Annotated in this window: 27 protein-coding genes; 10 read left to right on the top strand and 17 right to left on the bottom strand. The window is 67.4% G+C overall.

The features are described 5' to 3' along the window. The first annotated feature begins 227 nt into the window (after window positions 1-227). Window positions 228-392, top strand: a complete 165-nt coding sequence (locus AC0CH3_RS03585) for a hypothetical protein (RefSeq protein ID WP_200916233.1) — start codon at window positions 228-230, stop codon at window positions 390-392. Here the strand turns inward: AC0CH3_RS03585 and AC0CH3_RS03590 are convergent. Beyond that, window positions 382-1713 (bottom strand): MFS transporter, encoded by a 1332-nt coding sequence (locus AC0CH3_RS03590; protein ID WP_354303012.1) that lies wholly within the window; start codon window positions 1711-1713, stop codon window positions 382-384. The two genes, AC0CH3_RS03585 and AC0CH3_RS03590, sit on opposite strands and share 11 nt — an antisense overlap. 305 nt (window positions 1714-2018) lie before the next feature. Between AC0CH3_RS03590 and pgsA the strand changes: the two genes are divergently transcribed. Genes pgsA through AC0CH3_RS03605 form a run of 3 tightly spaced genes read left to right on the top strand, consistent with a single transcriptional unit; the run spans window position 2019 to window position 3266 of the window. Further along, on the top strand, window positions 2019-2570 hold the full coding sequence (gene pgsA / locus AC0CH3_RS03595; protein WP_056020636.1) for a CDP-diacylglycerol--glycerol-3-phosphate 3-phosphatidyltransferase: 552 nt from the start codon (window positions 2019-2021) through the stop codon (window positions 2568-2570). Window positions 2571-2574: 4 nt separating this feature from the next. Continuing rightward, entirely contained in the window at window positions 2575-2832 is a 258-nt protein-coding gene (moaD, locus tag AC0CH3_RS03600) for a molybdopterin converting factor subunit 1 (protein WP_354303010.1), read from the top strand. Further along, window positions 2829-3266 (top strand): molybdenum cofactor biosynthesis protein MoaE, encoded by a 438-nt coding sequence (locus tag AC0CH3_RS03605; protein WP_354303008.1) that lies wholly within the window; start codon window positions 2829-2831, stop codon window positions 3264-3266. The genes moaD and AC0CH3_RS03605 overlap by 4 nt, the downstream gene beginning before the upstream one ends. Here the strand turns inward: AC0CH3_RS03605 and AC0CH3_RS03610 are convergent. The 5 genes from AC0CH3_RS03610 to AC0CH3_RS03630 all read right to left on the bottom strand — a co-directional run bounded on the left by AC0CH3_RS03610 (window position 3263) and on the right by AC0CH3_RS03630 (window position 6771). After that, entirely contained in the window at window positions 3263-3979 is a 717-nt protein-coding gene (locus tag AC0CH3_RS03610; protein ID WP_082445940.1) for a fasciclin domain-containing protein, read from the bottom strand. The genes AC0CH3_RS03605 and AC0CH3_RS03610 overlap by 4 nt on opposite strands. Before the next feature lie 145 nt (window positions 3980-4124). After that, window positions 4125-4778: a fasciclin domain-containing protein gene (locus AC0CH3_RS03615; RefSeq protein ID WP_354303006.1), complete on the bottom strand. Its 654-nt coding sequence runs from the start codon at window positions 4776-4778 to the stop codon at window positions 4125-4127. A gap of 100 nt (window positions 4779-4878) precedes the next feature. After that, window positions 4879-5796, bottom strand: coding sequence for a hydrogen peroxide-inducible genes activator (locus AC0CH3_RS03620; protein WP_056020646.1), 918 nt, complete (start codon window positions 5794-5796; stop codon window positions 4879-4881). Window positions 5797-5867: 71 nt separating this feature from the next. After that, window positions 5868-6635 carry a sulfite exporter TauE/SafE family protein gene (locus AC0CH3_RS03625; protein WP_465237623.1) on the bottom strand — a complete coding sequence of 256 codons (768 nt, stop codon included), beginning with the start codon at window positions 6633-6635 and terminating at the stop codon, window positions 5868-5870. A 10-nt stretch (window positions 6636-6645) separates the two neighbouring features. After that, the gene (locus AC0CH3_RS03630) at window positions 6646-6771 is read right to left on the bottom strand and encodes a hypothetical protein (RefSeq protein WP_354303002.1); all 126 of its coding nucleotides are present in this window, start codon (window positions 6769-6771) and stop codon (window positions 6646-6648) included. A gap of 121 nt (window positions 6772-6892) precedes the next feature. On the opposite strand from AC0CH3_RS03630, the gene epsC reads away from it, so the two are divergent. Both epsC and AC0CH3_RS03640 read left to right on the top strand, forming a co-directional pair. Next, the gene (gene epsC / locus AC0CH3_RS03635; RefSeq protein WP_354303000.1) at window positions 6893-7639 is read left to right on the top strand and encodes a serine O-acetyltransferase EpsC; all 747 of its coding nucleotides are present in this window, start codon (window positions 6893-6895) and stop codon (window positions 7637-7639) included. Continuing rightward, a complete protein-coding gene (locus AC0CH3_RS03640) occupies window positions 7639-7983 on the top strand; it encodes a DUF2794 domain-containing protein (RefSeq protein ID WP_354302998.1) in 345 nt (114 codons plus the stop codon). Before epsC ends, AC0CH3_RS03640 begins: the two co-directional genes overlap by 1 nt. A 92-nt stretch (window positions 7984-8075) precedes the next feature. Here AC0CH3_RS03640 and AC0CH3_RS03645 read toward each other — a convergent pair whose 3' ends face one another. From AC0CH3_RS03645 to AC0CH3_RS03685, 9 genes are all read right to left on the bottom strand, one after another. After that, window positions 8076-8990 carry an SDR family NAD(P)-dependent oxidoreductase gene (locus tag AC0CH3_RS03645; RefSeq protein WP_056020655.1) on the bottom strand — a complete coding sequence of 305 codons (915 nt, stop codon included), beginning with the start codon at window positions 8988-8990 and terminating at the stop codon, window positions 8076-8078. A 102-nt stretch (window positions 8991-9092) separates the two neighbouring features. Continuing rightward, window positions 9093-9458, bottom strand: coding sequence for a hypothetical protein (locus AC0CH3_RS03650; RefSeq protein WP_354302996.1), 366 nt, complete (start codon window positions 9456-9458; stop codon window positions 9093-9095). 155 nt (window positions 9459-9613) lie between these two features. Further along, window positions 9614-10306, bottom strand: a complete 693-nt coding sequence (gene phoB, locus AC0CH3_RS03655; protein WP_056020659.1) for a phosphate regulon transcriptional regulator PhoB — start codon at window positions 10304-10306, stop codon at window positions 9614-9616. Beyond that, a complete protein-coding gene (gene phoU, locus AC0CH3_RS03660; protein WP_056022170.1) occupies window positions 10303-10995 on the bottom strand; it encodes a phosphate signaling complex protein PhoU in 693 nt (230 codons plus the stop codon). Before phoU ends, phoB begins: the two co-directional genes overlap by 4 nt. Window positions 10996-11009: 14 nt before the next feature. Further along, window positions 11010-11771: a phosphate ABC transporter ATP-binding protein PstB gene (gene pstB, locus AC0CH3_RS03665; protein ID WP_354302994.1), complete on the bottom strand. Its 762-nt coding sequence runs from the start codon at window positions 11769-11771 to the stop codon at window positions 11010-11012. Beyond that, window positions 11771-12985 carry a phosphate ABC transporter permease PstA gene (gene pstA / locus AC0CH3_RS03670; protein WP_354303560.1) on the bottom strand — a complete coding sequence of 405 codons (1215 nt, stop codon included), beginning with the start codon at window positions 12983-12985 and terminating at the stop codon, window positions 11771-11773. The genes pstB and pstA overlap by 1 nt, the downstream gene beginning before the upstream one ends. Window positions 12986-13061: 76 nt before the next feature. After that, entirely contained in the window at window positions 13062-14438 is a 1377-nt protein-coding gene (pstC, locus tag AC0CH3_RS03675; RefSeq protein WP_056020667.1) for a phosphate ABC transporter permease subunit PstC, read from the bottom strand. 115 nt (window positions 14439-14553) lie between these two features. Further along, the gene (locus AC0CH3_RS03680) at window positions 14554-15621 is read right to left on the bottom strand and encodes a substrate-binding domain-containing protein (protein WP_333996171.1); all 1068 of its coding nucleotides are present in this window, start codon (window positions 15619-15621) and stop codon (window positions 14554-14556) included. Between the two features lie 46 nt (window positions 15622-15667). Next, window positions 15668-16915: a sensor histidine kinase gene (locus tag AC0CH3_RS03685; RefSeq protein ID WP_354302991.1), complete on the bottom strand. Its 1248-nt coding sequence runs from the start codon at window positions 16913-16915 to the stop codon at window positions 15668-15670. Window positions 16916-17046: 131 nt separating this feature from the next. Between AC0CH3_RS03685 and AC0CH3_RS03690 the strand changes: the two genes are divergently transcribed. From AC0CH3_RS03690 to AC0CH3_RS03705, 4 genes are read left to right on the top strand one after another with little or no spacing between them, the layout of a single operon-like run. Beyond that, window positions 17047-17466: a hypothetical protein gene (locus tag AC0CH3_RS03690; RefSeq protein WP_354302989.1), complete on the top strand. Its 420-nt coding sequence runs from the start codon at window positions 17047-17049 to the stop codon at window positions 17464-17466. Between the two features lie 4 nt (window positions 17467-17470). Next, the gene (locus AC0CH3_RS03695; RefSeq protein WP_354302987.1) at window positions 17471-17755 is read left to right on the top strand and encodes an HPr-rel-A system PqqD family peptide chaperone; all 285 of its coding nucleotides are present in this window, start codon (window positions 17471-17473) and stop codon (window positions 17753-17755) included. Beyond that, window positions 17752-18612 carry an HprK-related kinase A gene (locus tag AC0CH3_RS03700; RefSeq protein WP_354302985.1) on the top strand — a complete coding sequence of 287 codons (861 nt, stop codon included), beginning with the start codon at window positions 17752-17754 and terminating at the stop codon, window positions 18610-18612. The genes AC0CH3_RS03695 and AC0CH3_RS03700 overlap by 4 nt, the downstream gene beginning before the upstream one ends. Beyond that, the gene (locus AC0CH3_RS03705) at window positions 18609-19622 is read left to right on the top strand and encodes a nucleotidyltransferase domain-containing protein (protein WP_354302983.1); all 1014 of its coding nucleotides are present in this window, start codon (window positions 18609-18611) and stop codon (window positions 19620-19622) included. The genes AC0CH3_RS03700 and AC0CH3_RS03705 overlap by 4 nt, the downstream gene beginning before the upstream one ends. Here AC0CH3_RS03705 and AC0CH3_RS03710 read toward each other — a convergent pair. Further along, a complete protein-coding gene (locus AC0CH3_RS03710; protein ID WP_354302981.1) occupies window positions 19619-19999 on the bottom strand; it encodes a hypothetical protein in 381 nt (126 codons plus the stop codon). The two genes, AC0CH3_RS03705 and AC0CH3_RS03710, sit on opposite strands and share 4 nt — an antisense overlap. After that, complete coding sequence (locus tag AC0CH3_RS03715) at window positions 19996-20676, bottom strand: HAD-IA family hydrolase (protein WP_354302979.1); 681 nt, start codon at window positions 20674-20676, stop codon at window positions 19996-19998. Before AC0CH3_RS03715 ends, AC0CH3_RS03710 begins: the two co-directional genes overlap by 4 nt. Window positions 20677-20695 lie beyond the last annotated feature (19 nt).

Here is a 20695-nt window from a genome sequence, read left to right on the forward strand (position 1 = left end):
GATGGGGGGGCGGATAGGGGGCCGGAAGGGACCGCGATCGGGGGCGCGGCGACGGGCGGCGGCGGTGCCGTCTGTGCGTGCAGTGGCGTGATGACGGCCAGTACCGTCAGAAATCCGTATCCAAGCCGCATCGACGACCTCCCGAAATGTGTCCCATTCGCGGACAGCGCGAAATGGGACGGTTTTGCCGCTGGTCCAAAAAGTAAACGCCGCGTTAACGCTCTATCATGACCAGACGCCTTGTCCTTACCAACGAAGCCGCGCGCCATCCCTTTCGTCGCACCCTGCCGCCGCCGGTCGTGCCGGTCGCGAAGAACGACGATCAGGACATCAAGCTGTTCGCGCTGAGCTTCGTCGCGTTCTTCACCTGTTTCTACAGCTTCATTTTCTGATCGACGGAAGACAGCTATCGGTCGGCTCGTCGCAGGCGCGGTGGAGTTTCTGCGCGATCCAGGCGGACACGAGGCACATCGCCGCGACGAGGAACAGCATGTCCTCGGGCGTCACGCCCATCATCGTGATGCCGATCACCGCGATCGAGCCGATCGTCATCGCGCCCGAATTTACGACGTTGTTCGCCGCCACCGTGCGCGCGGTCTGATCCTTTTCCACCGTGGTCGTGAGGAACGCGTAGAGCGGCACGACGAACATGCCGCCGGTGATCGCGATCATCATTAGCGAGCCGAGCACGGGCCAGGCGGCGGGCTGCGCGAGGAATTCGGTCCAGTCGTAATAATGGCCGGGGGCGGCAGGGTGCCAGGTCCGGACGAGGATCGAGAACAGGACGACGAAGCCCCCCATCGCGATCACCGAGGCGGGCGAGAACTTCGCCGAGATGCGCCCCTTCAGCATCGTGTTGATCACCACCGAGCCGATCGCGACCCCGACCGAGAACACCGCGATCACGAAGCTGGCGACCCGCTCGTCCGCGGTCAGGACGTTCTTCACCAGCGGCGGGAACACCACGATCAGCACCGCACCGATCGTCCAGAAAAAGCTGATCGCGCAGATCGCGAGGAACAGCCGCGGGATGTGCATTGTCGCGCTGATCAATCGCCACGACGCGGTGAAGGGATTGTAGTTGAGGACGAGCGGCGGGCCCTCGCGCGGTGCCGGCGGAACCTCGCGCCCCGCGAACCAGCCGATCACCGCGATCGCGAGCACGGCGATCGCCGCCCGCTCGATATGTTCGGTCATGAATCCGGCGGTGATCGTCCCCATCAGGATCGCCAGATAGGTGCCCGCCTCGACCAGCCCGGTACCGCCGAGCACGTCGCACGGCGGCAGATGCTGCGGCAGGATCGCGTATTTGATCGGCCCGAAGAACGTCGAATGGACGCCGAGGCACAGCACCGCGCCCAGCATCAGCCCGAGCCCGATCGTCGAATGTCCGCTGCGCGCGACGAGGAGGCCGGTCGCGCCGAGCGCCATGATACCGATCTCCGCGCTCTTCACGAGTCGGATGATCCGCGCCTTGTCGTGGCTGTCCGCCAGCTGCCCCGCGAGTGCGGACAGCAGGAAAAAGGGCAGGATCGCAATTCCGGTCGCCAGCGCGTTGAAATTCGCCTCCATCCGCGGATCGTTGAAGATCGCATAGGTCGCGAACAACACCATCGACGTCTTGAAGAGATTATCGTTGAAGGCGCCCAGGAACTGAGTCGTGAACAGGGGCAGGAAGCGTCGTTGCTTCAGCAACCCGAGTGCGTTGCGCATGCGAAGAATAGTCCTGATCGTGGCAACAAAAGGTAAGCGGCCTTAGCCTAGCGGGTCCGGCACGCCAATGGCTTAGGGCGGATCGGTCTCGCACGCGCCGGGCGTTGAAGGCGGCGGCGTGCTGGACGAGTGGTCATCCCGGCTCGCCGTCACCCCCATGAGCCACCGGACGGTGCCGACAAAAGGGGGCAGCTGCGGCTCCACGGGCGCCGGCACGCCCCGGTTTGACCTGCCGGAGACCGGTACGCGTGCCCGATCCGCAAAACCCGGTTTCGCCGACGGCATCTCGGGAGTAGGAGTGACACGTGCTGAGCCTTCCCAATCTCCTGACGCTGTCGCGCATCGTCGCGGTACCCCTCCTTGTCGGCTTCCTGTGGTGGCCCGGCTGGGCGGCAGGCTATGCGATTGCATTCGCGCTGTATTGCCTGATGGGAATCACCGATTATTTCGACGGGTATCTTGCGCGGTCGAACGGCGCGGTGTCGAAGCTCGGCATCTTCCTCGACCCCATCGCTGACAAGATCATGGTCGCGGCGGTCATCCTGATCCTCGTCGGCACGCGCGACATTGCCGGGATCCACGTCATCGCCGCGCTCGTGATCCTGCTGCGCGAGATCGCCGTGTCGGGTCTGCGGGAGTTTCTCGCGCAGCTCCAGGTGTCGGTACCCGTGTCGCGCCTCGCCAAGTGGAAGACGACGTTCCAGCTGGTCTCGCTCGGCGGGTTGATCCTTGCCGGTGCGCTACCGGATCTTGGCTGGGTGCAGGTGGTCGGCCTCGCGGCGCTCTGGGCGGCGGCGGTCATGACGGTGGTGACGGGCTGGGATTACCTGCGCGTCGGCCTGAAGCATATGGATTGATGCCATGACGATCACGCTGTTGTATTTCGCGTGGGTGCGCGAGCGGATCGGGGCGGGCGAGGAAACCGTCACTCCGCCGCAAGAGGTAAAGACGATCGCCGATCTGGTGGACTGGCTGGCCACGTCGAGCGCGGGGCATGCTGCCGCATTTGCCGATCGCGGGCGGCTGCGCGCGGCGATCGACCAGGACTTCGTGCCGCTCGACACGCCGATCGGGCAGGCCCGCGAGATCGCGCTGTTCCCGCCGGTGACGGGCGGATGATCCGCGTCGTCGTACAGAAGTCGCCGATCGACATCATGGCGGAGATGGTACGGGTCGAGGGCGAGGCAGGCGCGGTCGCCACGTTCACGGGCCTCGTGCGCGCCGATAACGGCGTCGAGACGCTGGAGCTCGAGCATTATCCGGGTGCCACCGAAGCTGCGCTGACGAAGGTCGCCGAGGGCGCGTGCGTGCGGTGGGGTTTGAGCGCGGCGACGATCGTTCACCGGGTCGGGCCGATGCATCCGGGCGAGCGCATCGTGTTCGTCGCGGCCGCCTCTGCGCATCGCGGCGCATCGCTCGAGGCGTGCGCCTATCTGATCGATCGGCTCAAGACCGATGCGCCGTTCTGGAAACGGGAAACCCGCGGCGCCGAGGCCAGCTGGGTAGAAGCGCGCGACGCCGACGAGGCCGCCGCCGCGCGCTGGGAGCGTTAGCCGATCTTCGGCACGCTCATGCCGTTCGTCAGGTGGACGACGCCATTGGTCGCCTTGACGTCGGCCTGATCGACATAGGCCTTGCTGCCTGCGGTATCGGTCAGTTCGATGTTACCGTTCGCACCGAGCGACGCGGTCAGCGGCTGGCCTGCAAGCGTGGTCAGTACGGCCTTGCCGCCGCCCGCCGTGATCTTCTGCTTGAGCTGGTCCGAGGTGACCGCGCCCGACACGACGTGATACTTCAGGATCGTCGCTAGCGTCGGCTTGGCCTCGGGCTTCATCAGCGTATCGAGCGCGCCGGCGGGAAGACGCGTGAACGCCTCGTCACTGGGCGCGAACACGGTGAACGGCCCCGGGCCCGACAGCGTCGTCGTCAGATCCGCCGCGGTCACCAGCTTGGTCAGCGTCGCGCGGTTCGGCAGCGTCGGCAGCGCAGCGGCGATCGTCGACGTCGGTGCGGCCTGCGCGGGGGCTGCTGCGCCAGCGGGGGCAGCAGCGGCAGGCGCGGCGGGCGTCGCACCGGTCTGTGCAGTGGGATCCATCTGTGCAGACTGGCCGGCCTGTGGTGCCTGCGTCGTCGTGGCCGCCGCGTTAGGGGCGCTCTGCGTCGGTGCGGCGGGCGCCATTGGCGTCCGGCCTGGTGCCGTCTGGGCAACGGCCGGGGCCGCTGCGATCAATGCGGTGGCAATCATCAGGTTGGTCTTGGTGATCATGGGTTTCTCCTGGTTGGACACGATCTGGAAACATTGTTGCGATGCAAGATAGGCAACGCGGCGACCGTTTGCGAAGTTCCCGGACGGGGAAAGGGGCCAGCCGATCCGTCTTCGCGACGAACCGACCGGTTTTATCCTCTTGTTATCACGACAATCTTGGGACGATGACGCCATTGACGACGTGAACCATCCCGTTCGACTGTCGAACATCGGCGGTCTCGATGTAACTCTTGTTACCATTCACGTCGGTTAACGCGATGATGTCGCCGACCAGCGTCACGGTGATCGGATCGCCCTCGACCGTCGGCAGCGTCGCGGTGCCGTTACCCGCCGCCACACGCGCCTTCAGGTTGGCGGCGGTGATGTCCCCCGCGACGACGTGATAGGTCAGCACCTTCGCGAGCGACGCCTTGTTCTCGGGCTTGAGCAGCGTGTCCACCATGCCCGGTGCGAGCCGGCCGAATGCAGCGTTGCTGGGCGCGAACACGGTGAAGGGGCCCGTACCCGACAGCGTCGCAGTCAGGTCGGCGGCCTTGATCGCGGTGACCAGCGTCGAGAGATTAGGTGCCGCGGAGGCATTGTCGACGATCGTCCGCGTCGCGATCATCGGCACGCCGCCCACGGTCGGGTTGGCAACCGCGATCGGACCATTGGGGGTGGACAAGGCGGGGTTGGCGGGCGGCGGGGCGGTCGGCGTGCCGAGATCGTTGTTGCCACTGCTGCAGGCGGCCAGCGCCAGCGCGGCGAGGGTGGTGGTGCCCAGGCCGATATACAGCGGGCGCAGGTTCGACTTCGACATGTCTTCTCCTCGGGAACGGGCGCAGTCGCAGGGAAATACGGCTGAACCCGGTGTTTGTTGCAGGGATGTCACGATCACCGCGTGACGGCTGGCTGCATCGTCAGCGCGCGTCGGCGAGCGCCTGGGCGAGCAGATGAAAATCCTTTTCGCGCGGCGACGCCTTGCGCCAGACCAACGCGATCCGACGAAAGGCGTTGTCCGCATCGAGCGGCAGCGCGGTGATCCCGGTATTTTCGAGGATCCCCGCATTCAGCGCCATTTCGGGCAGCATCGTAATGCCGAGGCCGTTGTCGACCATCTGCACGATCGTGTGCAGCGACGTGCCCATCATCGTCGCCTCTGCCCGGATCTCGGGCCGATTGCACGCGGCGAGCGCATGATCCTTGAGGCAATGCCCGTCCTCGAGCAACAACAGCCGCGTCTCGTCGATCGCCGAGGCTGGTATCGCGGAGGCGGGGATCGATGTGCGGTCCGCGGGCACGTCGTCGGTCGGGAACGCGACGAACAGCCTGTCGTCGAACAGCGTCTCGAACGCGACCTCGCCGCACGCGTAGGGCAGGGCGAGCAGGACGCAGTCCGTCCGGCCGTTGTGCAGTCCCTCGCACGCCGCACCGCTGGGTTCCTCGCGCAGGAACAGCTTGAGGTCGGGATAGTCGCGGCGCAGCCTGGGGAGGATACGCGGCAGCATGAAGGGGGCGATCGTCGGGATCACGCTCATGCGCATGTCGCCGGACAGCGGTCGGCCGGCCGCGCGCGCGATGTCGCCGAGTTCTTCGGCCTCGCGCAGCACGCGCCGTGCCTTGTCGGAGATCCGGTCGCCGAGCGGGGTGAAGCGGACGACACGTCGCGTCCGCTCGACGAGCACCACGCCGATCAGCGTCTCGAGCTCGCGAAGACCCGCCGACAGCGTCGACTGGGTGACGAAGCAGGCTTCGGCCGCACGACCGAAATGACCATGGTCCTTCAGGGCAACGAGATACTGGAGTTGCTTGAGCGTGGGGAGATAGGTTGCAGCCATTGATCGCCCATATCGATCGCCGACCCGCTATTGTCCATGCCGCGTCGATGACCGGTGCGCGGGTTTTGCGGTCACACGGTCATCGCGCGGTACAGGCCGAACACGCTCGTCAGCGTCAGGATCGCGCCGACCATCGTCATCAGCACCTTCGCCGGAACGCGCTTGGCGAGGATCGCACCGAAGGGCGCGGCGAGCATCCCGCCGATCAGCAGCCCGACCGTGGCCTGGGTGAATGCGCCCCAGCCGAGCTGCGTGATGAAGGTCGCGGAGATCGTCGTCGTCAGGAAGAACTCGGCGGTGTTGACGGTGCCGATCGTGGTGCGCGGTGCGGCACCCTGGACGAGCAGGTTCGACGTCACCACCGGGCCCCAGCCACCACCCCCGGCGGCATCGAGGAAACCGCCGACCAGCCCGAGCGGCTCGACGATCTTCGGGGTCTTGCGCGCTGGTGGATGCCGAAGCCCGCGCCAGAGAAGATACAGCCCGATTCCGGTGAGATAGGCGAGGATGAACGGCTTGGTCGTGCTCGCATCGACGTTCGACAGGACGTACGCGCCCAGCACGCCGCCGATGACGCCTGGTATCATGAGGCGAAAGAACAGCCGCCAATCGACATTGCGGTGGATTGCATGGCTGACTCCCGAGACCGCGGTGGTAAAGGTCTCGACGGTGTGGACGCCGGCGGATGCCGCGGCAGGCGAGACGCCGATCCAGAGCAGCAACGTATTCGAGATCACGCCAAATGCCATGCCGAGCGCGCCGTCGACGACCTGTGCCGCGAAGCCGACTAGGATGAACGGCCAGATATAGGGAAGATGGGAACTGATCAGATCGATCAAGACAGGTCCTTCAAGTGCCTTCGGCGAGGAAACGGCAGCGCGTGAAACGCGACGGAAACAGCGCGTGAAACGCGACGGCAAGTGCGACAACGACGCTCGCCTCGAAATCGATGCACGCGTGGAGCGCGGCGATCATGGGGCGGGCGTTGCGGGTCACGATGGCGAGCCCGGCGCGCGACCGGACCCATGCGAGATGCGGCCGGCTGGAAATCGGCCGGACGAGCTCCTAAATGAACGAACCGCTAAGGGGAATGCGCATGTTGAGCCGGCTTGCCGCCTATCTTGATTCGATCCGGGCGCGTGACCCTGCACCGCATTCGCGCGCGGAGATCATGCTGTATCCCGGCGTCTGGGCGCTCGGGCTGCACCGGGTCGCGCATCGGCTGTACAAGTCCGACGCGTTTTTCCTCGCGCGGTGCGTCAATCATTTTGCGCGGTTCATGACCGCGATCGACATTCATCCCGGCGCGACGATCGGTCGCAACTTCTTCATCGACCACGGCTTCGTCGTGATCGGCGAAACGTCGCTGATCGGCGACGACGTGACGATCTATCAGTGCGTGACGCTCGGCGGGACCAGCCCCGACAACGGGGTTGCCGGAAAGCGGCACCCGACGATTTCGGACGGCGCGATCATCGGTTCGGGCGCGCAGGTACTCGGCCCGATCACGCTCGGCCGTCGCTCGCGTGTCGGCGCCAACGCAGTCGTCACGCGCGACGTCCCCGAGGGGACGACCGTCGTCGGTATCCCCGCACGCGCCACCACGGTCGAGGGCGGCGCTGCGCCCGAGGCACCGCGCTTCGTGCCCTATGGTACGCCGTGCAGCGAAGGCTTCGACCCGGCGACGCAAAAGATGGAGATCATGCGCTGCGAGCTCGAGACGATGCGCAAACGGCTCGATTCGCTGCTGGCGGAGCAGGACGTGCTTGGTGCGCGCAGTCCCGGGCAGGCGGACGCGGTCGACGCTCTCGATATCCGACAGGATCTGCGCGACCGCGCTTGATGAGCAACGTCACCCCTTTTCCGACGCGTGCGACCGCGCCGAGCCAGATCGGATTCGACCGGGTCGAGCTGTCACGGATACTCGATCTGTACGGCCGCATGGTCGCCGCCGGACATTGGCGCGATTACGCGATCGATCTCGGCAAGGACGCCGCGGTCTTCGCATGTTTCCGTCGTGCGGCCGAGCGGCCCGAGTTCCGGATCGAAAAGCGTCCCGCGCTACGCAGCCGGCAGGGGATGTGGGCGCTTGTCGGGGAGGGCGGGGCGGTGATCAAGCGCGGTCACGATCTCGGACCCGTGCTGGCCCCGGTCGAACGCCGGCTGATGAAGCTCGTTCAGGACTAGTCCTGCCAGGATCGCGTGTGGGCCGATCGCGGCCGCCGGCCATCATCCCGACCGGTAGTAGGAATGACGGCCGGTGCCCACGGACTGCGTGATCAGCGCCCCTGAAGCTTCGCGAGGATGCTCATCGACTGGTCCGCACCCGATTGCGGGACGAGTTCGGCGTCGCGGTCGATGATCTCGGCCCAGTGCGCTGCGACACCCTCCACCGACAGGTCGTCACCGGTGAGCAGTTTGCCCTGCGTCAGCGTGACATAGGCTGCCTGAAACACGCCGGCGCCGGCGCCGACGATCATGTTGGTCGGTGCGTCCTCCGAGACCAGGTACACCGCGGCAGGCGCGACCTTGTCGGGCGAGAAGGCCTTGAACGCCTCTTCGGGAAAAATGTCCTGCGTCATCCGCGTACCCGCGGTCGGCGCGATCGTGTTCACCTTGATGTTGTTTTTCGCGCCCTCGATCGCGAGCGTCTTGGTCAACCCGGCAAGCCCGAGCTTGGCCGCGCCGTAATTCGCCTGACCGAAATTGCCGTAGAGACCCGTCGACGACGCGGTCATCAGGATGCGGCCGTAATTCTGCGCGCGCATCGTGTCCCACACCGCCTTGGTGGCGTTGGCGGACCCGTTGAGGTGGACGTCGACCACGAACTTGAAGTCGGCCGGCTCCATCTTCGCGAAGCTCTTGTCGCGCAGCACGCCGGCATTGTTGATGAGGATATGGACGCCGCCCCAGGTTTCGGTGGCGCGCGCGACCATCGCGACCATCTGGTCATAATCGGTGACGCTGCCGCCATCGGCGATCGCCTCACCGCCCGCCGCGCGGATTTCCTCGACGACCTGCAAGGCTGCGTCGGACTGACCCGTGCCGTCGCGTGCGCCGCCGAGATCGTTGACGACGACCTTCGCGCCACGCCGGGCGAGTTCGCGGGCATATTCGCGGCCGAGGCCACCACCGGCGCCGGTGACGATCGCAACGCGGCCTTCAAAGCTGATCGATCCGAAGCTGTCGGACATGGAAAAGGCGCTCCTCTCTTATCGTTGGAGCGCCTTTCCTAGAACGTAAGGCGGACGGCGCAAGCGGCGGGATGTCCCACCGCCTGGCCGTCCTGTCAGGGCTTACTTGCCGCCGCGGTTCTTGCAGCCGTCCTTCACCGTGCGCGAGCACGTCGGATATTCCGCCGGCGCCGGGGTCGGCGGCGTCACCGTCGGCTGGCCGAACACGATGTTCGCGCCACCGGGGGCTGCCATCGGTGCAGCGGGTGCTGGCGGTGCCGGCGGTGCCATCGGTGCGGCAGGTGCCGCGGGATCTGCTGCCATGGCAGGGTCTGCCGGTGCTGCGGGATCAGCCGGCGGCGGCGGTGCCATGGGCTCGGCCGGTGCGGTCTGCGCGGCGGGGTCGGCCGGTGGCATCGTCTGCGGCGCGGTCTGCGCGATCACTGGCGTTGCGAGCAGCGCTGCTGCGGCGAGTAGGATGGACTTCATGCGAATCTCCTAAATTCTTGGAGCGCAAATCTGTTAGCGCGACGGGTGAACGCACTAACTCCCGGTTGGGTCCTTCGTTTCGCATCCGATTCCAACCGGACCATCCTGCCGATGCACTATAGGCACGCCGGGCGACTGTTTGCGCAACGCGTGAATTACCCACCGGTATCGAGCGAATAGCCAGCGGATCGTACGGTGCGGATGATATCCGGCCGCTCGCCGGTGTTGATCGCCTTGCGCAGTCGCCGGATATGCACGTCGACGGTGCGCGATTCGATGTCCGAATCATGCCCCCACACGGCGTCGAGCAGCCGTTCGCGCGAGAACACCCAGCCCGGATGCTCGAGGAAATGCTTGAGCAGCCGGAATTCGGTCGGCCCGAGCGAGACGACCTCTCCCGACCGGCGAACCTTGTGACCCACCGTATCCATCTCGATATCGGCATAGGTCAGCGCCTCGCCGGCAAGCGCGGGCCGGACGCGCCGCAGCACCGCGCCGACCCGTGCGACGAGTTCGCGCGGCGAGAAGGGCTTGGTGACGTAATCGTCGGCGCCCGTCTCGAGCCCGCGGACGCGGTCCTCCTCCTCGCCGCGCGCGGTCAGCATGATGATCGGCACGTTCTGTGTTTCGGGCGCGCGGCGCAGGCGGCGGCACACCTCGATCCCCGACAGCCCCTCGACCATCCAGTCGAGCAGGACGATGTCGGGCACCTTCTCGCGCGCGAGCAGCAGCGCCTCCTCGCCATCGGGGGTATGCGCGATCTCGAAATCCTCGCGCTTGAAATGCCAGACGAGCAGCTCCGCAAGCGCGGCATCGTCCTCGACCAGCAGCATCCGTGCTCGGGTCATGACTCCAACTCCTGCATGCCGCCACGATCGCGGTCGGCCATCTGGGTGCCGGTCGCGGCGAAATAGACCATCTCGGCGACGTTGGTCGCGTGGTCGCCGATCCGCTCGAGATTCTTCGCGACGAACAGGAGGTGCGCGACCTGGCTGATCGTCTTGGGATTTTCGACCATGTAGGTCACCAGCGTGCGAAAGATGCTGTCGTAGAAATCGTCGAGCGCGGCGTCGCTCTCGACGACGTGCATTGCCGCCTCGAAATCGCGCGCGGCAAACGCGTCGAGCACCTCGTGGACCATCTCGCTCGCCATCCGGCCCATCGCGGGCAGGATCGAGATCGGCTCGATCCGGTGCTCGCTCTCGATCATCGGCACGCGCTTGGCGATGTTCTTGGCATAATCGCCGATCCGCTCGACGACGCCCGCGATCTTCAGCGCGGCGACGACCTCGCGCAGGTCGATCGCCATCGGCGCACGCAGCGCGATGATCTGCACCGCGAGCCGCTCGACCTCCGCCTCGATCGCGTCGATCTGCTTGTCCGCCGCGCGGACCTCGCGTGCGAGCGCGATGTCGTTGCGCTGGAGCGCCTTCATCGCGTTGGCGATCGCGTCCTCGGCGAGGCCGCCCATCTGCGAGATGAGGCCCCGGAGGCGGCCGATCTCGTCGTCGAAGACCTTTACGGTATGCGTGTTCATCGGTCCCGTCCCCATCAGCCGTAGCGGCCGGTGATGTAATCTTTCGTGCGTTCCTCGCGCGGGTTGGTGAAGATGGCGGAGGTGTCGCCATATTCGACCAAAGTGCCGAGGTGGAAAAACGCCGTGCGCTGGCTGACGCGCGCTGCCTGCTGCATGTTGTGCGTGACGATCACGATTGCATAGCGACCGCGCAGTTCGTGGATCAGCTCCTCGATCTTGGCGGTCGCGATCGGGTCGAGCGCGCTGCACGGTTCGTCCATCAGGATCACCTCGGGATCGACCGCGATCGCGCGCGCGATGCACAGCCGCTGCTGCTGCCCACCCGACAGCGCGGTGCCGCTGTCGGTCAGGCGATCCTTGACCTCGTCCCAGAGGCCTGCACGCCGCAGCGACTTCTCGACGATCTGGTCGAGGTCGCTCTTCGCGCCCGCAAGACCGTGGATACGCGGGCCGTAGGCGACGTTCTCGTAGATCGACTTCGGGAAGGGGTTCGGCTTCTGGAACACCATGCCAACGCGCGCGCGCAGCTGGACGACGTCCATGTCGGAGGCATAGATATCGTGCCCGTCGAGCTCGATCTTTCCTTCGACGCGCGCACTCGCGACGGTGTCGTTCATGCGGTTGAGCGTGCGCAGGAAGGTCGACTTGCCACAGCCCGACGGGCCGATGAACGCGGTGACATTGTCCATGTCGACGTCGATCGACACGTTGTCGATCGCGCGCTTCTGGCCGTAATAGACGCTGACGTCGCGCGCGGTCATTTTATGGTTGGTCATTACCAGCGGGTCTCGAACTTGTTGCGGAGGTAGATCGCGACGCCGTTCATCGCGAGCAGGAAGACGAGCAGGACGATGATCGCGGCCGACGTCTTCTCGACGAAACCGCGGCTGACCTGGTCGGACCACAGGAAGATCTGGACGGGCAGCACGGTGGCGGGATCGCGCAGCCCCGATGGCGGGGCGGCGATGAACGCGCGCATGCCGATCATCAGCAGCGGTGCGGTCTCGCCCAGCGCACGCGCCATGCCGATGATCGTGCCGGTCAGGATGCCCGGCAGCGCGAGCGGCAGGACGTGGTGGAACACGACCTGGACCGGCGACGCGCCGATGCCGAGCGCGGCGTCGCGAATCGACGGCGGCACCGCCTTGATCGCGTTGCGCCCGGCGATCACGATCACCGGCATCGTCATCAGCGCGAGCGTCAGCCCGCCGACGATCGGCGCCGAGCGCGGCATCCCGAACGTACCGAGGAACACCGCGAGCCCGAGCAGCCCGAAGATGATCGAGGGCACCGCGGCGAGGTTGTTGATCGACACCTCGATCAGGTCGGTCCAGCGGTTCTTCGGGGCATATTCCTCGAGATACAGCGCCGACAGCACGCCGATCGGGAAGGCGAGCAGCAGCGTGACGATCATCGTCAGCAGCGATCCCTTGAACGCGCCCCAGATGCCGACGCGCGTCGCATCGGTCGAATCGGCGGTGGTCAGGAACGTCATGCTGAGCCCGCGCGTCAGCACGCCGCGCGCCTTCAGCCGGGCGACGACCGCCTCCGCCTCGGGCGGGCCATCGCCCTTGGCGGCCATGTCGATCGGGCTCGCGACGGGCACGTCGATCACCGTCTTGCGTGACAGCAGGCCCGGATCCGCCTTCAGCGCATCGCGCACCGTGACCCACGCGCCGTCGGACAACAGGCCTTCGCCATCCTTGCCGAACGCGTCCGTCGCGGCGCTGTCGACCGCGCCCTCGAGTCCGGCACCGGCCAGCGCCAGATCGGCACCACGCGTCTGCAATCGCGCAGGATCGATCGGCAGCGCGGCGGCGGTGAAGTCGATCGGCAACGCGACCCGCGTCTCGACGAACCCGCTCGCGCCCTGCCACAGCATCGAGGCCAGCAGGAAGGCGAGGAACCCCGCGGAGAGCCAGACCGCGGCGAGCCCGGCGAGCCGGAACCGGCGCTCGGCTGCATAACGCCGGCGGATGCGCGTCTGCATCGCCTTCGTCGTCCAGTCGGTCGGCACACGCGCCGTGGCCGGCTTCGCCTCGGGCGTGCCGATGAAGGGGGTGACGCTATTCATAGGCTTCGCGGTACCGTTTCACGACCGTCAGCGCGACGATGTTGAGGAGCAGGGTGACGACGAACAGGGTCAGCCCGAGCGCAAAGGCGGCGAGCGTCTTGGCGCTGTCGAACTCGGCCTCACCGGTGAGCAGGTCGACGATCTGCTTGGTGACGGTCGTCGTGCTGGCGAACGGGTTGAGCGTCAGCGTCGCGACGCCGCTGGCGGCCATGACGACGATCATCGTCTCGCCGATCGCGCGGCTGACCGCGAGGAGGACACCGCCGACGACGCCCGGCAGTGCGGCGGGGAGCAGCACGCGGCGGATCGTCTCGGACGAGGTCGCGCCCATCGCCAGGCTGCCGTCGCGCATCGACGAGGGGACCGCAGCGATCGAATCGTCCGCCATCGACGAGACGAACGGGATGATCATGATGCCCATCACGAGCCCGGCGGCCAGCGCACTTTCCGACGAGGCCCAGCTGATCCCGATCCACACCGCGAAATCGCGCACCGCAGGGGCGACGGTCAGCGCGGCGAAATAACCATAGACGACGGTCGGCACGCCAGCGAGCACCTCGAGAATCGGCTTCATCCACTTGCGCGTGGTCGGCGCTGCATATTGCGTGAGGTAGATCGCGCTCATCAACCCGAACGGGATCGCGACGATCATCGCGATCACCGCGCCGATGAAGAACGTCCCCCAGAACAGCGGCACCGCGCCCAAGGACGCGCCCGGATCGCGCGCATCGACGACCTGCGGGCTCCAGTGCGTGCCGAACAGGAAGTCGGTGATCGGCACGATCGAGAAGAAGCGCGCGGATTCGTACAGCAGCGAGGCGACGATGCCGACCGTGGTCAGGATCGCGATCAGCGACGCACCGAGCAGCAGGATCATGACGATCCGCTCGACCCGCGTCCGCGCGCCGAAGCCGGGCCGCACGCGCAGGAAGGCGAAGGTCCCGCCGGCAAAGGCCAATAGCAGCGCGAGCGCGGTCGCGATCCAGTCGAACCGCGACTGCGCGGCCGCATAGACCGGCGACAGCACGCGGGCGAGTTCGTGGAACGCGCCGAAGCTGCGCCCTTCGGCGAGGCTGCGCGCCTCCGACAGGATCGACGCGCGGTCGAAGCCGGGTGGCGGCAGCTGCACCGCGGCGGGGCTGGCAAGCACGGTGTCGGTGACGAGCGCGGGCGCGACGAGCGACCAGGCGACGAGGAAGACGAGCGGCGGAATCGCGGTCCACAGCGCGACATACCAGCCATGATGCGAGGGCAGCGAGCTGAACCGCGCCGTGCTGCCGACACGGAACCGCGCCGCGCGCATGCGGGCGCTCAGCCACGCGATCAGCCCGAGTCCGAGCACGAGGAACAGCAATGCGATCGGCGACATCAGGCTTGGCCTTCCATTGCTGCCACCCCGGCAGGCGCCACGTGAATGCCGACCTGTACCATTCCGGCCTTTGCCGGGATGGTGCCGTCTCTGTGTGAGGGCAAAAGCGGGCGCATCACGACAGCACCGCCGGATCGAGGATCGTCTCGTTGGCGATGATCGCTGCGGATCGTGCCTGGATTTCGGGCGGGGCGGCGATCAGGCCGCGCCTGACCAGCGGCCCGGTCGCGCTCCAGTTCGCGGCATAGAGTTTCAGCAATGTCCGTAAGCCCGGAATAGCACTCAGATGCGCCTTCTTCACATAGATGTAGAGCGGGCGCGATCCGGGATAGCGATTGTCCGCGATCGTCGCATAGGTCGGCGCGACGCCGGAAATCGCGACGCCGTTCACGTCGTTCTTGTTCTCCTCCAGATAGCTGTAGCCGAACACCCCGATCGCGTTGGGGTTGGACTGAAGCTTCTGGACGATCAGATTGTCGTTCTCGCCGGCGTCGACATACATCCCGTCCTCGCGGACGCGCGTGCACAGCGCCTTGTGGGCGTCGGGATCGGACTTGGCGAGCGGTTTGGCGGTCGGATCGCTTGCCTCGCACCCCTTGGTCAGGATCAGTTCGGCAAGCGCATCGCGCGTGCCGCTCGTCGCGGGCGGGCCATAGACCTGGATGGGGATCGCGGGCAGCGCGGGGTTCACGTCGCGCCAGACGCGCGCGGTATTGGGCGTGCCGCCCGGACGCGCGGCGAGCGCCTTGTACAGGTCGGTCGGCGTCAGCTGCATCTTGGGGCCGTTCTTCGCCTCGGCAAAGGCGATGCCGTCGATCCCGACCTGGATCTCGAGGATCTGGCCCGCGCCGTTGGCCGCGCAGGATTTATACTCGCTCGCCTTCATCCGGCGCGACGCATCCTCGATATCGGGATGTCCCGCGCCGATGCCCGCACAGAACAGCTTCATGCCGGCGCCGGTGCCGGTCGATTCGATGACCGGCGCCTTGGCGTCGGGATCGTTCGCGACCAGCTGCTCGGCGATCATCGTCGTGAACGGATAGACCGTCGACGATCCCACCGCGGTGATCTGATCGCGCGACCCCGCGCCGCCGCCATTGGCCTGATCGACGCACCCGGCCGAGAGCACGGCGATCGCCAGCCCTGAAATCATCCCGATACGCTGCACGTCGATCCCCGTCATGGCCGCGTCCTAGCGTGGCTTGAGCGGATCCTGTGTGACAGTTGCGTTACCGTTTGATGACACGCGTCGAATTGCCGGCCGCATCGCTCGCCGCGCCGCGCCCCGGCGGCAGGGTCACCGAGACGGTCGTGCCGACGCCGACCTGGCTGCTGATGTCGAGACGACCGCGGTGGCGCTCGACGATGTGCTTGACGATCGCGAGGCCAAGCCCCGTCCCGCCGACCGATCGGCTTCGCCCCGCATCGGCGCGGTAGAACCGTTCGGTCAGCCGCGGAATGTGCATCGCGGCGATCCCGTCGCCCTCGTCGCGCACCGACAGGCGCACCATCCCGCTGTCGTCGCGGGTCAGCGTGATCGCGATCGGTGTCCCGGCGCGGCCATATTTCATCGCGTTCCCGACCAGATTGTGCAGCATCTGCGACAGCTGCACACGGTCGCCCGAGACCGTATCGACGTCGGGGGCGATCGTCGCGACCAGGTCGCGTCCGCGATTGCTCGCGCCGTCGGCAAGCTCCGAACGCACGTCCTCGACGAGGCGGGCAAGGTCGATCGGCGTGTCGGGAACGCGATATTTCTCCGCTTCGATCCGGCTGAGCGAGATCAGGTCCTCGATCAGCCGCAGCATCCGCTTCGCCTCGTCGTCCATGACCTTCAGGAAGCGCGCGCGGATCGCCGGATCCTCGCCCGCCTCGTCGCTGAGCGTTTCGATGAAGCCGAGGATCGAGGCGAGCGGCGTGCGCAGCTCGTGGCTCGCGTTCGCGACGAAGTCGACGCGCATCCGCTCGGCAGCATGATGGCCGGTCTGGTCGATCAGATGGACGATACGCTGACCGTCCGACACTTCACCGACGCGCATTTCCCAATGCTGGTCGCGCGTGCCGAGCCCCACCAGCGCGATCGGCGGCGTCTCGCGCAGGACGGATCCGGACGACAATGCCTCCGCCGCGGCGGGGTGGCGGATCGCGACGCGCGCATCCTCGCCGACGATATGGTCGCCGAGCAGCGCGCGGGCGGCGCTGTTCGCGAGCCCCACCCGCCCTTCGCGGACGAGCAGCACGGGGCCGACGATGGCGTCCAGCGTCTCGTCGAGGATCGCCGTGCCGGGGGGCGGTGCCTCCTCGGTGGCTGCGGGCGATTCGTCGCCGGTCCCGGCCGCGACCAGCGCCGCCGCGACGCCGCCGACCAGCGCGACGAGCGTTTCCTGGACGGACTGGCCGATCGCGAAGACGGCGCCCGCCGCACCCGCCGCCACGATGATCGCCCAAAAGGTGCGCAGGCCAAATCCGGTCAACATGCGCGCCTGTCTACCGCATCGGCGGCACGGCGCCAGCCCGTCCCGCAACGGCACGGCGCGGCCGACGCGACGGGGCCGTTGCTTGCCTCGTCTTCAGCTTTGTGAAAGGGCTTTGGTGTAGCGGAGACCCGATGAGCGACGATACGCGCCCCGATGACGACCAGCCGATCGGCGCCGACCCGGTGGCGAGCCGGCGTCGCGTCCTCGCGCTCGGCGCGGTTGGTGCGGCGGCGGTCGTTTCGATCCGTCCCGCGCTCGCGCAGACCGCGGGATCGGTGCTGAACTGCGACATCCCGGTGCCCGACCCGGGCCGAGCGGGCAGCTTCATCGATGCGCAGGGCAAGGTGGTGCCATCGGGTACCAAGGGCGCATTCCCCGGTGCGACGCGGCCGTTCAAGGGCGAGGAGGTCAAGCGCACGCTGGCGACCGGCGCGCAACTGCCCGGAACCGACGGCGAACGCAGCCGCGCCTATGTGAACTATATCCGCCGGTTGCAGCGTGGCCAGGGCGGCTTCACCTGCTTTGCCTCGTTGCAGATGCCGCGCGGCTGACGCCGTGGGCGATGCCGCGCCGGTGACGTTTCGCGCGGATTCGGCGGATGCGCGGCGGGCCGCGCCGCTTGATGCGTTCACCGCGGTCTATCATCGCCGGTCGGGCATCACGCACCTGCTCACCGAACCCGCGCCGCAGATCCTGGCGATCCTGAGCGAGCACAGCCTGTCGCTCGACGCGCTGCTCGCGCGTCTTTCGCAGGATTATGATCTTGCCGACCCGACGCGCGACGCGCTCGCGGCGCGGCTCGACGAGCTCGTCGTGGCAGGGCTGGTGACGGCGTCGTGAGACACGCGGTATCGCTGCGGATCGGGCCGATCGGCTTTCGGATCGGGTCGGACTGGCGCGCGCCGATCGACCAGCTTCGCAGCCTCTATCGTGACTATCCGCAACCGCACGACGGGGTCGCGGACTATACCGTGCGCCTGTTCGCGCGGCGACCCTGGCGGCGGTGGATTCGCCCCTCGGTGGAGATCGGGGGCGACTATATGCTGCCTGAGGCCGCGCCCCTGCCGTTGCGGCAGGGGCTGCTCGCGGCCGAGATGGCGATGAACCTGCAGATGGCGCTGGGCGCGCGGCGGTATCTGTTGCTCCACGCGTCGGCGGTGGAGCGGGACGGGCGTGCGGTGCTCATGACGGGCATCTCGGGCGCGGGCAAATCGACGCTGGCGACATTGCTCGCGGCGAGGGGGTGGCGGTTCATGGGCGACGAGTTCGCATTGCTCGACCCCGAGACCGGGCTGGTCCACGCATTCCCGCGTCTGATCAGCCTCAAGAACGAGGCGATCGCAGCGGCCCAGGCTGCGTGGCCGAACGCGCGGATGGGGCCATTGCTAGCGTCGACGCCGAAGGGCGACATCCGTCACATGGTTCCCGATGCGCGCGCGATCGCGGCGATGGATGTGCCCGCGACGCCCGCGCTGCTGCTGTTCCCGCGCTACGGGTTCGCGGCGGCGGTGCGCCCCGTTCCGCCCGCCGAGGCGTTCGTGCGGATGACGCAGGCCTCGACCAACTATGTCGCGCTCGGCGAGCCCGGGTTCGCGGCGCTGACGGGCCTCATCGCCGGCATCCCGTCGATCGCGATCGACTATCCCGACGGTGCCAGCGCGGTCGCGCAGGTCGAGGCGTTGTGCGCGGCGCGATGACCGACGCCGTCACCCGAACCCCGGCAAGCGCGCGGTTTCTCGCGCGGGCGCTGGCCGACCCGTCGATCGTGACGCGTCTCGACCCGGCGGGCTGGAGCGCGGTGCTGACGATGGCGCGGGCGGAGCAATTGATCGGAACGCTCGCGACGCGGCTCGACGGCTTGCCGATGCCGGGGGCCGTCGCCGCAATCCTCGCCGACGCGCGCGCCGCCGCGGAGCAGGGCCGGCGTGCCGCGCTGTGGGAAGCGGAGATGGCGCGGCGGGCGCTCGCGCCGCTTGGCTGTCCGGTGGTGGTGCTGAAGGGGACCGCGTTTGTCGCCGCGGGGCTGATGGCGGGGCAGGGGCGGTCGATCGGCGATCTCGACATCCTCGTCCCGCGCGATGCGCTGGACGCGGCCGAGACGGCGCTGCTCGCGGCGGGCTGGGAATGGGTGAAGCCCGATCCGTACGACGACGCCTATTACCGGCGCTGGATGCATGAATTGCCGCCGCTCATTCACCGCGAGCGCGACCGGATGATCGACGTCCACCACAGCATCCTGCCGCTTACCGCGCGCATCACGCCCGACCCGGTGGCGCTGATCGCGGACAGCGTGCCGCTCGGCAACGGGCTGTCCGTCCTGTCGCCGAACGGGATGATCGTCCATGCCGCCGCGCATCTGTTCGCCGATGGCGATCTCGCCGGCGGCCTGCGCAACCTGTGGGACGTCCGTTGCCTGATCGAGGAATTCGGCACGCAGGGCCTCGCGGACGACGCGGATCGCCATGGTCTGCGGATCGAGGTCGAGCGCGCGGTGCGTCTTGTCGAATGCCTGTTCGGAGAGCGCCGAGCGACCGGGATCGACCGGTTGTTCGTCCGCCGGATGACCGCGCGCGATGGGTGGGGGCGACCGACCCGGCCGGCCACGCGGCTCGCGTTCTACATCCGGTCGCACTGGCTGCGCATGCCGCCGGCGATGCTCGGGCGGCATCTATGGGCCAAATGGCGCAAGGCCCGCGCGCGCGCCTAGTGCAGCGTGCGTATCCGCGGCGGGCGGCTCTGACGTACCAGCGCGATGATCGCGACGACCACTGCGATCGCGATCGTGTCGGCGATCCAGTCGCCAATGTCGCAGTCGCGGTGCAGCGACGGAATCGACTGCAGCACCTCGACCATCGCGCCCAGAAACGACAGGCGTTCGAGCACCTTCCATCCCCGTGCGGCGGGATAGGCGAACGACGCGAGCGCCGCGAGCGTGGCGAAGGCGAGCATGTGCTGGAACTTGTCGCCGAACCGGTCGATCGGCAGATGCGGCGGCTTGGGCAACAGCGCCATGGTCATCGCGACGACGATCGCGACGACGAGCGCGATCTTGAAGAATCCGGTCAGGTCGCGGTCGCGCCTCATCGCGACAGGCCTTCGAGCGTGGGGATCAGCGCGTCGAACGCGTCGATCACCGCATCCGCGCCAAGCTCGTCGACCGGCTGCATGAGGAACCCGAAGCTGCAGGCGATCGCCGGAAGCCCCGCCGACTGCGCGGCCTGGATGTCGAAGATCGAATCGCCGACGAACGCCGCCCGGTCGCCCCGGGCCTGTTGCGCACAGAGCCGGACCATCTCGTGGATCGGCATCGGCGAGGGTTTGGACTGCGTCAGCGTATCGCCCCCGAGGACACAGGCGAACCGATCGGTCAGGTCGAGCTGGTCGAGGACGATGCGCGCGAACCGTTCGATCTTGTTGGTGACGATCCCAAGCGTGACCCCGCGCGCCGCCAGCGCGTCGAGTGCATCGATCACGCCGGGATAGGGTCTGGTCAGCACGCAGATATTGGCTTCGTAATGCGCGAGCAGCGCGGCATGGAGGCGGTCGAGCATCGCGTCGTCATAGCCGCCCGTCGCGGTCAGCCCCTGTTTGAGCATGTGCCGCGCGCCGCCACCGATCATCGGCTTGACCTGTTCCACGCTCAACGCGGGGCGATCCGCCAGCGCGAGCGCGTGATTGACCGCGGCGGCCAGATCGCCGCTGGTATCGAGCAGCGTGCCGTCGAGGTCGAACCCGACGATATCGAAAGAAAAATGCGTCATTGCCCGGGTGCCTGCCAGC

Source organism: Sphingomonas sp. AC449 (genome assembly GCF_979253475.1).

What these genes read in the sequence shown, in the direction of transcription:
- AC0CH3_RS03710 (WP_354302981.1), bottom strand. Translation starts at nt 19,999, where the DNA reads ATGAGGCGCGACCGCGACCTGACCGGATTCTTCAAGATCGCGCTCGTC.
- AC0CH3_RS03685 (WP_354302991.1), bottom strand. Translation starts at nt 16,915, where the DNA reads ATGTTGACCGGATTTGGCCTGCGCACCTTTTGGGCGATCATCGTGGCG.
- moaD (WP_354303010.1), top strand. Translation starts at nt 2,575, where the DNA reads ATGACGATCACGCTGTTGTATTTCGCGTGGGTGCGCGAGCGGATCGGG.
- epsC (WP_354303000.1), top strand. Translation starts at nt 6,893, where the DNA reads ATGTTGAGCCGGCTTGCCGCCTATCTTGATTCGATCCGGGCGCGTGAC.
- phoB (WP_056020659.1), bottom strand. Translation starts at nt 10,306, where the DNA reads ATGACCCGAGCACGGATGCTGCTGGTCGAGGACGATGCCGCGCTTGCG.
- AC0CH3_RS03680 (WP_333996171.1), bottom strand. Translation starts at nt 15,621, where the DNA reads ATGACGGGGATCGACGTGCAGCGTATCGGGATGATTTCAGGGCTGGCG.
- AC0CH3_RS03650 (WP_354302996.1), bottom strand. Translation starts at nt 9,458, where the DNA reads ATGAAGTCCATCCTACTCGCCGCAGCAGCGCTGCTCGCAACGCCAGTG.
- AC0CH3_RS03630 (WP_354303002.1), bottom strand. Translation starts at nt 6,771, where the DNA reads ATGATCGCCGCGCTCCACGCGTGCATCGATTTCGAGGCGAGCGTCGTT.
- AC0CH3_RS03705 (WP_354302983.1), top strand. Translation starts at nt 18,609, where the DNA reads ATGACCGACGCCGTCACCCGAACCCCGGCAAGCGCGCGGTTTCTCGCG.
- AC0CH3_RS03715 (WP_354302979.1), bottom strand. Translation starts at nt 20,676, where the DNA reads ATGACGCATTTTTCTTTCGATATCGTCGGGTTCGACCTCGACGGCACG.
- AC0CH3_RS03645 (WP_056020655.1), bottom strand. Translation starts at nt 8,990, where the DNA reads ATGTCCGACAGCTTCGGATCGATCAGCTTTGAAGGCCGCGTTGCGATC.
- phoU (WP_056022170.1), bottom strand. Translation starts at nt 10,995, where the DNA reads ATGAACACGCATACCGTAAAGGTCTTCGACGACGAGATCGGCCGCCTC.
- pstA (WP_354303560.1), bottom strand. Translation starts at nt 12,985, where the DNA reads ATGCAGACGCGCATCCGCCGGCGTTATGCAGCCGAGCGCCGGTTCCGG.
- pstB (WP_354302994.1), bottom strand. Translation starts at nt 11,771, where the DNA reads ATGACCAACCATAAAATGACCGCGCGCGACGTCAGCGTCTATTACGGC.
- AC0CH3_RS03585 (WP_200916233.1), top strand. Translation starts at nt 228, where the DNA reads ATGACCAGACGCCTTGTCCTTACCAACGAAGCCGCGCGCCATCCCTTT.
- AC0CH3_RS03610 (WP_082445940.1), bottom strand. Translation starts at nt 3,979, where the DNA reads ATGATCACCAAGACCAACCTGATGATTGCCACCGCATTGATCGCAGCG.
- pstC (WP_056020667.1), bottom strand. Translation starts at nt 14,438, where the DNA reads ATGTCGCCGATCGCATTGCTGTTCCTCGTGCTCGGACTCGGGCTGATC.
- AC0CH3_RS03615 (WP_354303006.1), bottom strand. Translation starts at nt 4,778, where the DNA reads ATGTCGAAGTCGAACCTGCGCCCGCTGTATATCGGCCTGGGCACCACC.
- AC0CH3_RS03605 (WP_354303008.1), top strand. Translation starts at nt 2,829, where the DNA reads ATGATCCGCGTCGTCGTACAGAAGTCGCCGATCGACATCATGGCGGAG.
- AC0CH3_RS03590 (WP_354303012.1), bottom strand. Translation starts at nt 1,713, where the DNA reads ATGCGCAACGCACTCGGGTTGCTGAAGCAACGACGCTTCCTGCCCCTG.
- AC0CH3_RS03640 (WP_354302998.1), top strand. Translation starts at nt 7,639, where the DNA reads ATGAGCAACGTCACCCCTTTTCCGACGCGTGCGACCGCGCCGAGCCAG.
- AC0CH3_RS03620 (WP_056020646.1), bottom strand. Translation starts at nt 5,796, where the DNA reads ATGGCTGCAACCTATCTCCCCACGCTCAAGCAACTCCAGTATCTCGTT.
- AC0CH3_RS03690 (WP_354302989.1), top strand. Translation starts at nt 17,047, where the DNA reads ATGAGCGACGATACGCGCCCCGATGACGACCAGCCGATCGGCGCCGAC.